Here is a 14,413-nt window from a genome sequence, read left to right as displayed (position 1 = left end):
ATTGAATTAGAAATAATAAACTGCAGTAATTTGCGATATTATCGTATGTTCGATTTTTTAAAATATAAATCCATAATAATTAAGTAATAATTTGAAATCTCACGCGGAAAAGGGATTTTACTAATATTTTCAGTCACATCTCCGTCCGATAAAAATGTACGCTGACGCGGCTACGCGAAACGCCCTATGCTCGGCGTCAATCCATAATTCGCACCAGACGCCAGCCAAACTCCCCTGACGCCGCGTGCGCGCCGCAACGTCAGGAGATCGTTCGTGGATATGAAGGCGCTCAAGGTGTTTCTGGAACTTGCCCGAACCGGCTCCCTTCGTCAGACGGCAGAAAAACTGAACACCTCCCCCGCCTCCGTCAGTCGCAAACTCGACCAACTCGAATATCAGTTCAGAACTCAGCTTTTTGACCGCTCTCATAGCGGAGGAAAGCTGACCGCCGCGGGAGAGGTGCTGCTTGGGCGCGCACGTCTAATCGTTGGGGAAATGGAGACAACGCTTCAACTTGTCTCGGACCTCAAAGCCCTCAACACCGGCTCCACAACGGTGTACGCGGGTGGAGCGATTGTAGCAGAACTTCTGGCGCCCGCCCTCTGCGCATTACACCGGCAACACCCGGGCCTTCGCTTCCACATTCACGAAGGACGAACCTCCGAACTGATCGACGCACTTCGACAGGGCGCAGCCGATATCGGCGTCGCGATTTTTACCCCTGAGGCCGGCAGCCCGTTCGTCAGGCGAAGCGTGCCGCTTGACCACGCTTTGATTGTAGCCCCGGATCATCCCCTGACTTTACAGACGCATGTCCGGATTCAGGATCTGGCGCGCCACGCGATCGCCATCCCCGACGAATCCTTCAGCCTGCGGCGCACGCTCGACGCCGAGTGTCTTCGGCATGGCGTCACGCTTGAACCCACCTTCGTCACTGGCTCTCTTGTCATGCAGAAAGAATTGGCTATCCGCGGGGCCGCCGCTCTCGTGCTTCCCCCTGAGTGTTGCCGACGGGAAATTGAAGCCGGGCTGCTCACCTCCATTCCTTTCGATCGCCCGGATCTCGTGCGGACACAACTCGATTTGTGCGTCCACCACGACCGCGCATTGCCATTCGCTGCGAAGACTCTCCACGACACGCTCGCCCTGAGCCTTCTGCGTCGCGCTGAGGCGCATCACGCGCTCCCCAGCGGCATCCCGAAAGAGTAGAATCCATCGCAATATGGCGTTGCAGAAAGCGTGGCGCCGTGCGCCGCTTTTCGATCTCGGTTTTATCATTCCGTTTCGTTATCGTTTTATTCGACAACTCCCCGCAACCTCTGGAAAATCGGACATGTCCACAATGAACCTGTCCCAACCGTCCACACTTCCCCGCTTCAGGACGCGCCTCTGGCTGGCGTCCGTCAGCACGCTGTGCCTTTCCGTTCATCCCCTCTGGGCCGAAACGCCCACCGAGAAGAAAGCACCCGTGCGAGCCCAGGCGACGTCACACGCTCGAACGGCCGACTCCCGGTCAGTTCCGCACGCTCCTGCAGGGAAGACGCAGCCGAGCGCAGCCGCTTCGGCAGCGTCCGCTCCACGCCTTGAGGAAATCACGGTCACGGCCCAGCGGCGACGCCAGACGGCGCAGAGTCTTGCGAGTTCGATCAGCGTGATCGGCGGCAACACGCTGGTCGAGCGCAACGTCAACACCGTCTTCGATCTTCAATACCTGACGCCGTCGCTGCAGGTGACGCCGCAATTTGGCAGCGGTCAGCCGGCGTTCGCCATTCGCGGCGTCGGCTTCAACGATTACGCCAGCAATAACGCCCCAACCGTCGGCGTATACCTTGATGAAGTGGCTAACCCGGTCCCGTTCGCAAGCAACGGCATGATGTTCGACATCAGCCGCGTAGAGGTTCTCCGGGGCCCTCAAGGCACATTATACGGCCGCAACACGACCGGCGGGGCGATCAACTACATCCTCAACCACCCCACAGACCAGTTTCATGCCGGGCTGACCGGCCAATATGGTCGTTTCGATGCTGGCAAGGTTGACGGGTACATATCCGGCCCGATCGGGCGTTACCTGAAATACCGCCTGTCCGGGCAGACGCAACAAGGTGGCGCCTGGCAATATAACGGCTCCGGGGCGCATCTGGGGAATGTCGACAGAGGCGCGGCGCGGTTGATTGTCGAAGGACAAGCTACCGAAAACCTGAAGGTCACCTTCAATCTTCATGGCAGCCGGGACCGTTCAGACGCCAACGGAATGCACCTCTATTCGCCGCTGACCGCCCTCAACATCCTTAACCCTTCGCAGTACGGCGTTCTCCCCGCCGACACGGATCGACGGATCACGCATTGGGGCACGTCTTCGCAATTTGCGTCCGAAATCGGCATCAGTCCGAATACAAAGCCATTCAGCCACATAGACACGGGGGGCATGAGCCTCCGCATTGATCAGGATTTTTCCTTCGCAACACTCACCGATCTTGCAAGCTACGACGTCGCGAGCCGTCAGGAATATGACAACTACGACGCGTCTTCCGCCGCCATTGCGGATGTATATTACCAGTCGCGCGCGAATGTCTTTTCCAACGAGCTTCGTCTGACATCGCGCGGCTCATCACGCCTGACATGGGTTGGCGGCATCTATTACTCCAACCAGTATCTCTCCGACCTGTACCGCTCCGGCTTCATGCAGTCCTATGGTTACGACCGCGCAGTCCGGTATTCACAATCCGTCAACACCATCAGCGGGTTTGGGCAAGCGACCTACAAACTGACCGATAAACTTTCCATCACCGGCGGCGTGCGGATCGAACACGAGATCCGAAGGCTCTATGGTTTTCAATCCTACATGCTAACCGGCGTAGACACCGGTTCTCATCCTTACGGCCCTGACCAAAGTTATAGCTACACCAAACCCTCAGGGAAATTTTCCGTCGAATACAAACCGTTCACGCGCGACTTGCTCTATGTGTCTTACAGCCACGGAATAAAATCCGGCGGCTTTACGACTTACAACACCAACTCGCCGAACGTGTCGACGAAACCGTTCAAAGCCGAAACGCTCGATGCATGGGAGATCGGAAACAAGCTCGATTTACCAAAGGAAAATTTGAGGCTAAACGTTTCTGGTTTTTATTATGACTATCACAATCAGCAGATTCAATCTGCGGTGGTGAACCCTGCAACCGGGCTGGTCGGCTCGATTGTCAACGCGCCACGCTCGCACCTCGCAGGTCTGGAATTCGAGGCAGACTGGTCTCCGCTCCCCGGCCTCACTCTTACACAATCGGGAGGGTGGACGATCGGCCAATTCGACAAATTCAATTCCGTGCTGCGTGCTGACCGCGTCAACGGCAGTTATGTCGGCGTATACGCAAGTCGCAAAGGCAACAGCCTGCCTTTCCCCAAGCTGACCCTCAACGGATCAGCCACCTACAAATGGGATCTCGGGAACTATACGCTCACGACCGGTATGAATTACAGCCTGCGCTCAACATACCGTTCCCTGTTCGGCACCCTTTACAACGTCGCCGGTTACACGCTTTGGGGCGCGACGATGTCGTTCTCTCCCAAAAGCAAGCACTGGACCATCGCCGCGTTCGGGAACAATATCTTCAACAAACAATACGATGTGGAGAGAAACTATTTCGTAAATGGCGACACCGTCGCCCTGTCCGGAATGCCCGCGACATGGGGCGTTCAGGCTTCAGTGAACTACTGACCACAAGGACATGGGCGACACGCCCATGCTGGAGCGTCTTCCGATGACCAGACTACACGCGCTCGACGCCACCGCCATGCTCGTCGGCTACGCGTCGGGCGACTTCACCCCCCGAGACGTGATCGAATCACTCAACGCGCATGTAACCCAATGGGAGCCTCACCTGTGCGCTCTCTACGCATGGGAACCGGAACGCGCGCTTGCGGAAGCGGTTGCGTCCACCGAACGTTGGCGCAAAGGCGAACCACAGGGTGCGCTGGACGGCGTGCCGGCGACAGTCAAGGAGCTGATCGCAACAGAGGGACATCCGATCCCTCTGGGCACGGCAGCGTTGGAGCCTGCGCCGGCGACAGCGGACGCGCCTTGCGCTGCGCGCCTGCGTGAAGCCGGAGCCATCATCTTCGCCAAAACGACGATACCGGATTTCGGTATGCTATCGTCCGGTCTCTCAAGTTTTCATCATCTCGCGAGAAACCCTTGGGATTTGTCCACCAATCCCGGAGGATCCAGCGCAGGCGCAGCAGCAGCAGCAGCAGCCTGCTATGGCCCCCTGCATGTAGGTACTGACATCGGCGGCTCGGTGCGCCTGCCCGCCGCCTGGTGCGGCCTGACGGGTTTCAAACCGACGCTCGGTCGCATCCCGATCGACCCGTATTATACAGGCCGGTGCGCGGGCCCCATGACGCGTGGCGTGGCCGATGCAGCTCTCATGATGGCGACGTTGAGCCTGCCGGATTCGCGTGACGCCACCAGCCTGCCCTATGAACAGATCGACTGGTTCGCTTCTGCTGAACCGCCCGCCGGCTTGAGGGTAGGGCTAATGCTCGACGCGGGCTGCGGTATGCCGCTCGCCCCGGAGATCGCGGTTGCGATCGAGGCGGCGGCGCGCATATTCGCAGATGCTGGCGCAGTCATCGTTCCGGTTTCTCCCGTCATGAACCAGGCCATTCTCGACGGCGTCGATGTTTTCTGGCGCGCAAAATTCTGGGGAGACATCAAGGACCTTGATGAATCCAAACGCTCGCTGGTTCTACCTTACATACTGGAGTGGGCGCGCGGCGGAGAAGACGTGTCCGGCGTGGAGGCCGTACGCGGCTTCAATCGCACTTTTGAGTTACGGGCCACATGCGCCGAATTGTTCGACTCCGTTGACGTGATCATTTCACCCGTAACGCCCAATGTCTCGTTCCTGGCTGAGTGGGCCTCCCCCCTGAACGACCCTGCACGCCCCTTCGATCATTGCGTATGGACGCTGCCGTGGAATATGTCTGAACAGCCTGCGATATCCGTGAATTGCGGCTTTTCGCAGGAGGGAACACCTATCGGCTTGCAGATCGTGACGTCGCGCTTCAAGGATCTTCAGGCTCTGCAACTCGCCGGGTGGTTTGAAAGTCGGTGTGGTCGTGTCGAACGCTGGCCCGGAGAGGCCGACTCGCCGCCCGCCTGACACCGACGAGTCGACACTTTATCGCCGCAGCCTGAATCGGGATTCTACGCATATGAAACGCCGCGCTCTGATCGCCTCCGCCGCCGCTCTACCTCTGCTTGCCAGAGCTTCGGCCCGAGCAGCCGTTTCAGGTCACTCTATTGGCCCCGGCCGTCCCGGGCCGCTCAATCTCATTACCGACGTGGCCGGACTGCGCGTGGGACAGGCTCAGGATTCGAAAGCAAGAAGTGGCGTCACAGTCATTCTTCCTGACGAACGTGCTTCAGCGGCAGTAGATGTGCGGGGCGGCGGCCCCGGAACCCGCGAGACGGATGCGCTCGACGGCTGGAACCTTGTTCGATCTGTTGACGCCATCGTCCTTTCCGGCGGGTCGGTCTACGGCCTCGCCGCAGCAGATGGCGTGGCCGCCTGGCTGGGCGCACGCGGCCGCGGCTTCGCATTGATGAAGCAGCCCGGCGTGCCGCCGTCCCCGATCGTCCCGACCGCGATACTGTTCGACCTCGCCAATGGAGGCGACAAGAACTGGGGCATGACCCCCCCCTATCACAACCTCGCCATTGATGCGGTCGAGCATATGTCCGATCGCTTCTCTCTCGGCACAGCAGGTGCTGGATATGGCGCCGCCGCCGGCGCGATGAAGGGCGGTCTGGGTTCTGCTTCCCTGCTTACGGGAGACGGCATGACCATCGGCGCTATTGTCGGGGTGAACAGTCTGGGCTCTCCGGTTGTTCCCGGCACGAAAAATTTCTGGTCCGGACCGTTCGAGTTTGGTCAGGAGTTCGGCGGCCTTGGCGCATCATCCACGCGAGTGGCGGGCGAAGACTGGGGCGACGCGAAAATCAACCCGGGTGCGCGAGCCAACACGACGATCGCTTGTGTTGCCACCGACGTGGCGCTCGACCCCGACGAACTGAAGCGAGTGGCCATGATGGCGCAAGATGGGCTGGCTCGCGCCATAAGGCCGATCCATTCGCCGTTCGATGGAGATGTCGTATTTGCCCTGTCGACCGCGAAAAGGCCTCTCCCTGCGGGGCCGAGACAGTTTCTGGTGGCCCGGATCGGCGCTGCAGCAGCGGATGTTCTGGCGCGCGCCGTAGCCCGCGGCGTGTTCGAAGCGACGTTACCGCCCGGCATGCAAGGCCTGACTTGGCGCACTCTAACCGCAAAGCCATAACCACGCGGTATTTCACAGGCCGGGACAGCGGCGTTTTGCACCCCGAATTCAACCTGCTGTTCACGAGAACGAGTGGTTTATCCGCCCTGCCAGCGGATAAGCCGCTCGATATTTTTATTAAAATAGCGGCCGCGGCGTCAGGATAGACACTCCCCTTCCCGGGCGGAGCCGACCATGGACGGCGTGTGCAAGACCGCATCCGTCAGACGCGCTCTCTGTTCCTGCAGCGCCTGACGCAGCAGGCAAACGACTCCCGGCACGCATTTGCCACACTGAGCCCGGCACTTTTTCGCAGCGTAGATCTCAGTCGGGCGGGTGGCGCCAGCCACTACTGCCGCCTGAACATCTTTGTCAGTCAAACCGTTACAGGAGCAAATGAACATTATGCGCCTTCCACCTCACCAGACGAGGCATTAAAAGCACATATGAGAACGCTTCGCAATATCACTCAATCTCGAGCAGGTCTTTCTTGTGAGCGATGCATACCTCGCCGATCCTGCCGAGAAAGCTCGGGCCTCATTTCCGGCGCGGCTACGTCACCAAGCATCTAAAAAAATTATACCACCTGTTCTTCTCAGCGAAACGCTGCAAGCGATAAAGGCGAAAACTGTTTGCGAACTCCCGCGCCTCATACGCCCGCTCCCAGTCGAGCGTTAATTCTCAGTTTTTGAGCGACAATTCTCCTGATTCGATTGGATATTGCCTCCTGCCGGGGCAGATCTTTAGACAGCCTCCTGAAAACTCTGCGGTTCCGGCAAAGCCGCGGCACGTCCCTGCCCCAAAGCTACTGCCAAAGCGCGGTCAACTGCCTGGGCCGAGTAATGATCTCGTATCATCCGCACTCCGACGCGCCCCAGTTCATCTGCGGTTTCTGGCGCGCCCAAAAGACGAATGATTTGTGTGGCGAAATCCTGCGCTTCGTCACAGACCAAGCCACGAAGCCTGTCAGGCAGCGGCAGCCCTTCAGCTGCGACTGAACTCATCACACATGGAATTGCGGCGCCAAAACTGGCGAGCACCTTGCCCTTGATGCCTGCGCCGAAACGCAGTGGCGCGACGGTCATCCGCGCTGTCTCAAACAGATCGTCTGTCAGGTCATTGACGCCGCCGACGACATGCACGCCTTGGAAATCCTTTGATAGCTTAAAAATGGCGGGAGTCGCGCCCTGGCCAGCGATCACGCAGCGCGCTTCCGGCCGTTCACGCCACACCAGCGGCATGATCGTCCGCACGAGATACAACGCCGCATCTTCGTTCGGCGCGTGGCTGTAGTTACCGAGGAATACGATATCGTGACGCTCCGCCGCCTGTGTCCGCACCGCACGATACGCCGTATCCCAAGGAGCGACGCAAACGTTCAACGCAGGTGCCAGCTTCCGCAATGTTTCGGCTTCAAACGACGAATGTGTCACAACCGCATCCGTCAGAAGTGCAGCTGTGACTTCAAGAGTCCGAACGCGTTTGGCCATCTGCGACAGGTCTGCACGCTCTTCCACGCGCGCTTGCCGATCAAGACGCAAATGATGAAGATCCGCAACACCGTAAACAAGCCGCGCTGCCGGCTGATAACGCCGTACAAGCCCGGCATAGGCTGAAGCTACGCCGCAGCGATGTAAGTACACCATTTGAAATGCGCCATTCTGCAAGCGCAGCACATCTTCCGCCGCGTTGTAGAAAGGAGCTCTGGCGACGAAGACGCCTTCCCGCTCCAGATTCGAAACCGCCTCGGTCGAGTGTTCGTCTCCCGGCGTGGCGACCGTCACCTGATAACCCAGCCGCACGAGCGAGCGAATATGAGACAGGATCGCGTCGGATCCAGCGTCCCGTCCCGACACAGGAAGAACTTCGTCAATGACCAGAGCCCGCGGTGCCAACACATGCCCGCTTCCTGCCCGGCCACTGGATCGACGTTTCTGAAAAACGTCGTCGCGCCGGCGACGATCCGCATGATCGCCAGCAGCCGCGTGGCGGATACGTTCAACTTCTCTGGATAAAAAGCTCACAATACCAGCGCGATCTGACGTTTCGTCCAGCCCTGCGACGGCACGGGTTATCGTCATCTCTAGGTCCCGATCGAAGCTATGACCTGGCTCCAGAACAACCGGCGACCCCGCCAGCTGCTCCCCCGTACCCGCGTGGCGCGCAACGATCAGGTGACGACGCCCGCGATCAAGAGGTTCAGCGAAGCTGTAGGCCAGGCCGTTCCAGCCTGAACCTATGCCCGCTTGGACGAGGTCACGACGGGACGCATTTGCTGTAACGGTGGCGACGATTTCGTCGTTGACCAGAATATCCACCGCTACGCTCTCGAAAGGACATCCCGCGTCCCAGGCCCACCCACTGACGCTGTTCCGGTCAGCATGGTCGAGCCACCCCTGAAGTGGGGATGCAGACTCCTCCCCACTGCCCGTTTGACGACCGTTCGTTTCAATTGTTTCACACTCGGTCGAGACGCCCCCCTTCAGAGCCCGAGCGCGCGCCGCCAACCGTTTCTGGATCTCGGCAAGTCTCTCCCCCTCCTCTACGCGCGGCGCGCAGTAAAGCGGTGCGTCGCGTCGGGCGTCCGGATACAGCGCTCTATATTCTGCGGCATTTTGGAAAATTCCCCGAGACCCGTCCTCCACGTAGCTTTCGCTCACTGCGCCATCCGCCACGATCAGTTCATGATCGTCAAACTCCAGATGCAGGTATTCGACATCTCCGTTTATGGCGCTTCGCAAGATGGTCTGGCCGTTCACCAGAGCGCCTGCTGGCGCCAGAACGCCGTCGACATACATTGCGTGAAACGGCGAAACACGAAGGTCGCGACGAGGAACGCCATCCTCCAGAGCGCCCGCACAAATCGTCACGGGCAAAATATTGGCGTTATTTTCTACAAAATCAGCAGAGTAACTGCGCCGTCCAATCCACCGCAGACGCCGCAGTCCACCGGCTGCATTTTTGACCATATCCCCGATGCTCAGCGTTTCGACAGGCGCCTCCCCACCGACCGTTTCGATCATCGTGCCTGGGCAGAAGCATGCAACGTAGCTAAGCATCATGCCGCCGGTGTCCGCTTCAGAAGCAAGAACGAAATCGGACAAAACAAGATCAGACTGCGATGAATCAAAATCGATCGTCTCAGTCAAACCGCCGCCCGAAACCGTCAACACCTGCCCCGCCAGCGACATCGTAGCCCCGGCGGAAAACGCGTCCAGCGCCAGCGTACCCCCACTTTGAAGGACCACTCCCGAAACACCGGCAATGGACGCCTCAATTTCCAGGGTTCCACCACTTTCAACGGTGACTCCGCTGACTGAGCCGGTACCGTCACCTATATCGTCGCCAATAACCACTGCGGATCCACCGCTTTGGATATCAAGGCCGCTACCCGTGGCGCCGAACCAGACCTGCCCCAACCCGCCGCTTGCGACAGTGACCCCGGAAACAACACCCCCGGCGTGGATATCCTGCTCCCCGCCAGAGGCGACAGTCGTGTCGTATGCCGAGCCGCCAGATTCAATATCTTGAAAGCCGTGGTCCGCAATGATAGTCCCGCTGGCGTATCCCCCGGAGCTGATAACCTGCGAGCCGCTGCTGGTATAAGAGACGCCGCTCAACGTCGTAGCGAGCGCGCTGCCCCCTGAGTAAACCGTCTGCGTCGCTGCGGAGATGGTCGCCCCGCTAACCACCGCGCCATAGATCAGCTGAGACGCGCCAGCGCCGATCTGCGCGCCGCTATCGATACTGCCCTTCGACAGCATTTCCAGCGCAGTCGTCCCGGTCACGACCGCATCGTAAGTCGCGGCACCGGAATCTACCTCCAAGGTGCCCGCCACTTGCGCGTCATAAATGACGCCACCCGCGCTGATCAGCGCCTGCCCGCCTGCAAGAACCGTTGCACCGCTGACGACGCCATCCGCGCCCAGTGCGGCAGTCCCTTCATAAGTTCCGGCGCCGAGATGACCGCCGGAACTCACAACCGCTCCGGAAACCACACCTCCCGACGAGACGTACAGGTTGCCGCCGGAACTCACGATTGTCGCTGAAGCGACCCCTGTATCCGTCACATACAAGGACGAGATCGTCGCGCCGCTTCCCACCACGACATCCGTGGCGACACCGGAACTTACATAGCCGTTCGAGTTAATGACGGTCGGCGTAACATCGCTCATGAGATTTCCCAAGCTGCTTAATCAGACCGAACGCTTTCGCGCGGTGATCTCCAGGAACCTCACTATTGTGATTAAACGCTAATTTTTCTTATACAGACGGGCGGTTCCTGAAGCCTTCCCACGCGTACAAACAAAACGGGCCCGTCAGAAAATCTGACGGGCCCGCCCCCACGCCGACCATGCGCTGTTTTCACCGCCTGAAACCCGAGAGTTTCTCACCTCTCTTTTCAGGAGGCGAAGAAGTCAGGTTCGCTCGGCCTTCGATTACTCGCCTTTAAGGCGCTTCACGCACTGGCTGTAGTAACCGCCGCCTTTTTGAATCCAGACAAGGCCGCCATTACCACCATTCGTCTTGTTCACGTGATACTGGTCAAGGCAGGTTTTCATCCGCGCTTTACCAGCACTCAAAGACGAATATTTGGAAGAAACGGCGGAAGGGAAAACCGCATTGCCTGAATAACTGGTTACCGCCTTGCTTCCCGTCGTCGAGGCAGACGGCGTCGCAGAAGCAGGAGCCTGAGATGGGGCCGCCGCAGGCGCTTCGGTCGCAGCCGACGCAGACGCCGGAGCGCTCGTAGCCGCCGCGTCTGTGGCGGAGCAATGCCCCGCCTTATAATCCTTATATGTCTGTCCGTTCAGCGTTCCCGCCTTGCGGGCTGCCGTGAAGTCGGCGTGACACTCTTTCGCCGTCAGCGCCTCGGCAACGCCCGGAGCCAAGACTACAAGGCTACCTGAAAGCAGGCCAAAAGAGACTGTTGCTGCATGTATTGAACGACTGAGACGCATGAGACACCTGCACTCTTGTTGAATCCGACGCCGCCGAGGCTTGGCCTCGCACTGTCAGTCGAATTCCCAAGACTATCGCGGCAGGCTCACGCGCGACAGGGGCACGACGCAAAAAAGGCGCGCCCCCGATAGCGACTGGATCAGGCGATCAGGAAATACGTTCGCCGTGAAGAGCGACGTCCAGACCTTCCTGCTCCTGCTCCGTGGACACACGCAATCCGATCACGACGTCGACGACCTTGAGAATGATGAACGTCATCACGCCACACCAAACGATCGTCACGCCGACGGCTTCGGTCTGGACAAGCAACTGATGCAGAGAGCCGGAGGAACCACCGGGGTTCGCGTCCGTGGCGGAGAGCGGACCGTAAGCCAGAAGCCCGGTCAGCAACGCCCCGACGATGCCGCCGACGCCATGTACGCCGAAGGCGTCGAGGCTATCGTCGTAATTGAACGCGTGCTTGAGCGTCGTCGCACTCCAGTAGCAGATCACGCCAGTGGCGAGACCAATAATGAGCGCGCCGCCAGGCAGGACAAATCCGGCAGCGGGTGTTATCGCGACCAGCCCGCCCACGGCGCCGGAGATGATGCCCAGCACCGTGGGTTTGCCGCTACGAAGCCACTCGGCGACCATCCAGCTGACGCCCGCTGCGGCGGCTGCGATCTGCGTCGTCGCCAGCGCCATGCCGGCACGGCCGTTGGCGCCGACCGCCGAACCGGCGTTGAACCCGAACCAGCCGACCCAAAGGAGCGACGCGCCGATCACCGCATATGTCAGGTTGTATGGCGCCATGTCGTCCGTCCCGAGCCCGCGACGCCGTCCAAGAACCAGCGCACAGACGAGGCCCGCGACGCCTGCGTTGATGTGGACGACCGTGCCGCCCGCGAAGTCCAGCGTGCCGAGGTTGAGCAACCAGCCGATCGGGCTCCACACCCAGTGGGCGATCGGAGCGTAGACCAGAAGCGACCAGAGGACGGAGAACACACACATGGCCGAGAACTTCATACGCTCTGCATAAGCGCCCGCGATCAGAGCCGGAGCAATGATCGCGAAGGTCATCTGGAAGCTCATGAAGACGCTTTCCGGGATTGTCATCACCGTCGCATTGGACGAATCAGCGCCGAGCGTGAAACCAATATCCGCGCCCTTTGAGATGTGATCCCCGATCGTATAGAGGAACGCCTTCGACAGGCCGCCAATGAAAGGCGTTCCGGTCGAAAATGTCATAGAATAGCCTGCGATCATCCATACCAGCGTGATGATGCTGCATATCGCAAAGCTCTGCATCACAGTCGCCAGAACGTTCTTCTTGCGGACCATGCCCGCATAGAACAACGCGAGGCCCGGGATCGTCATGAGCAGGACGAGCGCAGTACTCACCAGCATCCACGCTGTGTCGCCACTGTCGATCTGAGGAGCGTCAGCGGCGCTCGCCGAACCGGCCGCAAGAAAACCGACAGCTCCGGCGAATAACGCCAGCGCAGGCCGCGCAGGCGCCGTGCGCGCCGCAAATAAGGAAAACCCTTTGCCCATTAATTCCCCAAGCTCCCTGCCCGTGATACCGGCGCTTTCGCCCGAATTCGGTCTAAACCCGCAAGACACGTCCACGCGCCGACAGCCGGGGACGCTGAAATCCAATTTCTTTACGTAGCTTATCCGAAACGAAATGCTCAAGCCCCGGCGACGCCGGACGACGCAGAGCCCCCAACGGCCGGAGGTCGTCAGGCTCCGGCTACGCGCGTCCGGGAGCGCATGGTGACGAACTCTTCGCCGGACGTCGGATGAATGCCTATGGTGCGGTCGAAATCCGCCTTCCGCAGACCGGCCGTCACGGCGATCGCAAGGCCCTGCATCAATTCCGGCGCATCTTCTCCCAGCATGTGCGCGCCTACCACCTTCTGGCTGGCCTGATCGACCACCAGTTTCATCACGGTGCGGCGCTCCCGTCCGCTCAACGTATGGCGCATAGGGCGAAAGCTGGAGACGTAGATGTCGGCAGGACCGCGTTCCGCAGCCTCATCCTCCGTCAGACCAACACTGGCGAGCGGCGGAGTGAAGAAAACGGCCTTGGGCGTCGTGTCGAAGGCCCATTCCCTCTCGTGACCCGCAAAGAGGTAGTCGGCGAGAATATGCCCCTCCGCGATGGCGACGGGGGTCAGATTGATCCGATTGGTCACGTCGCCAATGGCGTATATGTCCGGCGTGCTGGTCTGAGACGCCGCGTCCACTGCGACGCGCCCGCCATCATCCAGGCGCACGCCTGCTTTTTCAAGCGCCAGCCCGTTCGTCTTGGGGTGACGGCCGGTGGCCAGCATGACGCAATCCGCCTCGATCTCGACGCCACTGTCCAATGTGACGACAAGCACGCCTTCCTTGCGTCGAATGCTGGTCGGGCTGGCCTTCACGTGCTGGCGGACGCCGCGCTGGTCTATCGCCGTATACAGCGCAGAACGCAGGTCCTCGTCGAAGCCACGCAACGGCAGCGGCTGGCGATAGACAAGGTCGACCTCAGCGCCAAGGCCTGCAAAAATGCCAGCGAACTCCACGCCGATGTAACCGCTGCCCACGATGCATACCCGACGCGGCATCTCGGCGAGGTGAAACACCTCATCCGAGGTGATCGCCAAATCTGCCCCTTCGATGTCCAGCTTCGTCGGGGTCGATCCCGTGGCGACGACGATCCTCGCTGCCGTGATCCGCTCCGGTTTCGCGTCCGGTGAAAGGGGCGTCGGCTCGGTAACGACGGTATAGGCGTCTTCGAAGCGGGCGAAGCCGGTGATCAACCGTACGCCGCTTTTCTCCAGCATCGATACATAGATGCCGTTGAGCCGTTCGATCTCGCGATCTTTCGCGGCGATCAGCGTCTTCCAGTTGTGATGGCCGGGCTGCGTGTCCCAGCCGAACCCATGGCTGTCCACCACATAGTCGGGGTATTCGCTTGCCTGCACCATCAACTTCTTCGGCACGCAGCCGAGATTGACGCAGGTGCCGCCCCAGTGCCGCGCCTCGATAATCGCGACACGCGCGCCATGTCCCGCCGCTATGCGGGCGCAGCGAACGCCGCCGGAACCTGCGCCAATGACCAGAAGGTCGACATCATACGCGGCGTTATCGGACATAAGACAGGCTCCGGAGG

General features: G+C 59.9%; 9 protein-coding genes. 4 read left to right on the top strand and 5 right to left on the bottom strand.

The window, feature by feature from the left end; all coding sequences use genetic code 11:
- Positions 1-279: 279 nt before the first annotated feature.
- From HK28_RS06235 to HK28_RS06220, 4 genes are all read left to right on the top strand, one after another.
- Entirely contained in the window at positions 280-1,209 is a 930-nt protein-coding gene (locus HK28_RS06235) for a LysR family transcriptional regulator (RefSeq protein ID WP_086643744.1), read from the top strand.
- Positions 1,210-1,333: 124 nt separating this feature from the next.
- Entirely contained in the window at positions 1,334-3,715 is a 2,382-nt protein-coding gene (locus HK28_RS06230) for a TonB-dependent receptor (protein WP_233140393.1), read from the top strand.
- Between the two features lie 10 nt (positions 3,716-3,725).
- Entirely contained in the window at positions 3,726-5,162 is a 1,437-nt protein-coding gene (locus HK28_RS06225; RefSeq protein ID WP_233140392.1) for an amidase, read from the top strand.
- A gap of 52 nt (positions 5,163-5,214) precedes the next feature.
- Positions 5,215-6,336, top strand: coding sequence for a P1 family peptidase (locus tag HK28_RS06220; RefSeq protein WP_086643769.1), 1,122 nt, complete (start codon positions 5,215-5,217; stop codon positions 6,334-6,336).
- 137 nt (positions 6,337-6,473) lie between these two features.
- On the opposite strand, the gene HK28_RS06215 is transcribed toward HK28_RS06220, so the two are convergent.
- The 5 genes from HK28_RS06215 to gorA all read right to left on the bottom strand — a co-directional run bounded on the left by HK28_RS06215 (position 6,474) and on the right by gorA (position 14,396).
- On the bottom strand, positions 6,474-6,719 hold the full coding sequence (locus tag HK28_RS06215; RefSeq protein ID WP_086643743.1) for a bacterioferritin-associated ferredoxin: 246 nt from the start codon (positions 6,717-6,719) through the stop codon (positions 6,474-6,476).
- Positions 6,720-7,058: 339 nt separating this feature from the next.
- Positions 7,059-10,490 carry a Hint domain-containing protein gene (locus HK28_RS06210; protein ID WP_086643742.1) on the bottom strand — a complete coding sequence of 1,144 codons (3,432 nt, stop codon included), beginning with the start codon at positions 10,488-10,490 and terminating at the stop codon, positions 7,059-7,061.
- 264 nt (positions 10,491-10,754) lie between these two features.
- Positions 10,755-11,276, bottom strand: a complete 522-nt coding sequence (locus HK28_RS06205) for a hypothetical protein (RefSeq protein WP_086643741.1) — start codon at positions 11,274-11,276, stop codon at positions 10,755-10,757.
- A 148-nt stretch (positions 11,277-11,424) separates the two neighbouring features.
- Positions 11,425-12,810, bottom strand: coding sequence for an ammonium transporter (locus HK28_RS06200; RefSeq protein ID WP_086643740.1), 1,386 nt, complete (start codon positions 12,808-12,810; stop codon positions 11,425-11,427).
- A 188-nt stretch (positions 12,811-12,998) separates the two neighbouring features.
- Positions 12,999-14,396, bottom strand: a complete 1,398-nt coding sequence (gene gorA / locus HK28_RS06195; protein WP_086643739.1) for a glutathione-disulfide reductase — start codon at positions 14,394-14,396, stop codon at positions 12,999-13,001.
- Positions 14,397-14,413: the final 17 nt, after the last annotated feature.

Origin of the sequence: Acetobacter sp. DsW_063 (genome assembly GCF_002153745.1) — a bacterium.
Classification (GTDB): Bacteria; Pseudomonadota; Alphaproteobacteria; order Acetobacterales; family Acetobacteraceae; genus Acetobacter.
Note: the sequence above shows the minus strand (reverse complement) of the source record. Positions and strands in the feature narration are given on the sequence as shown.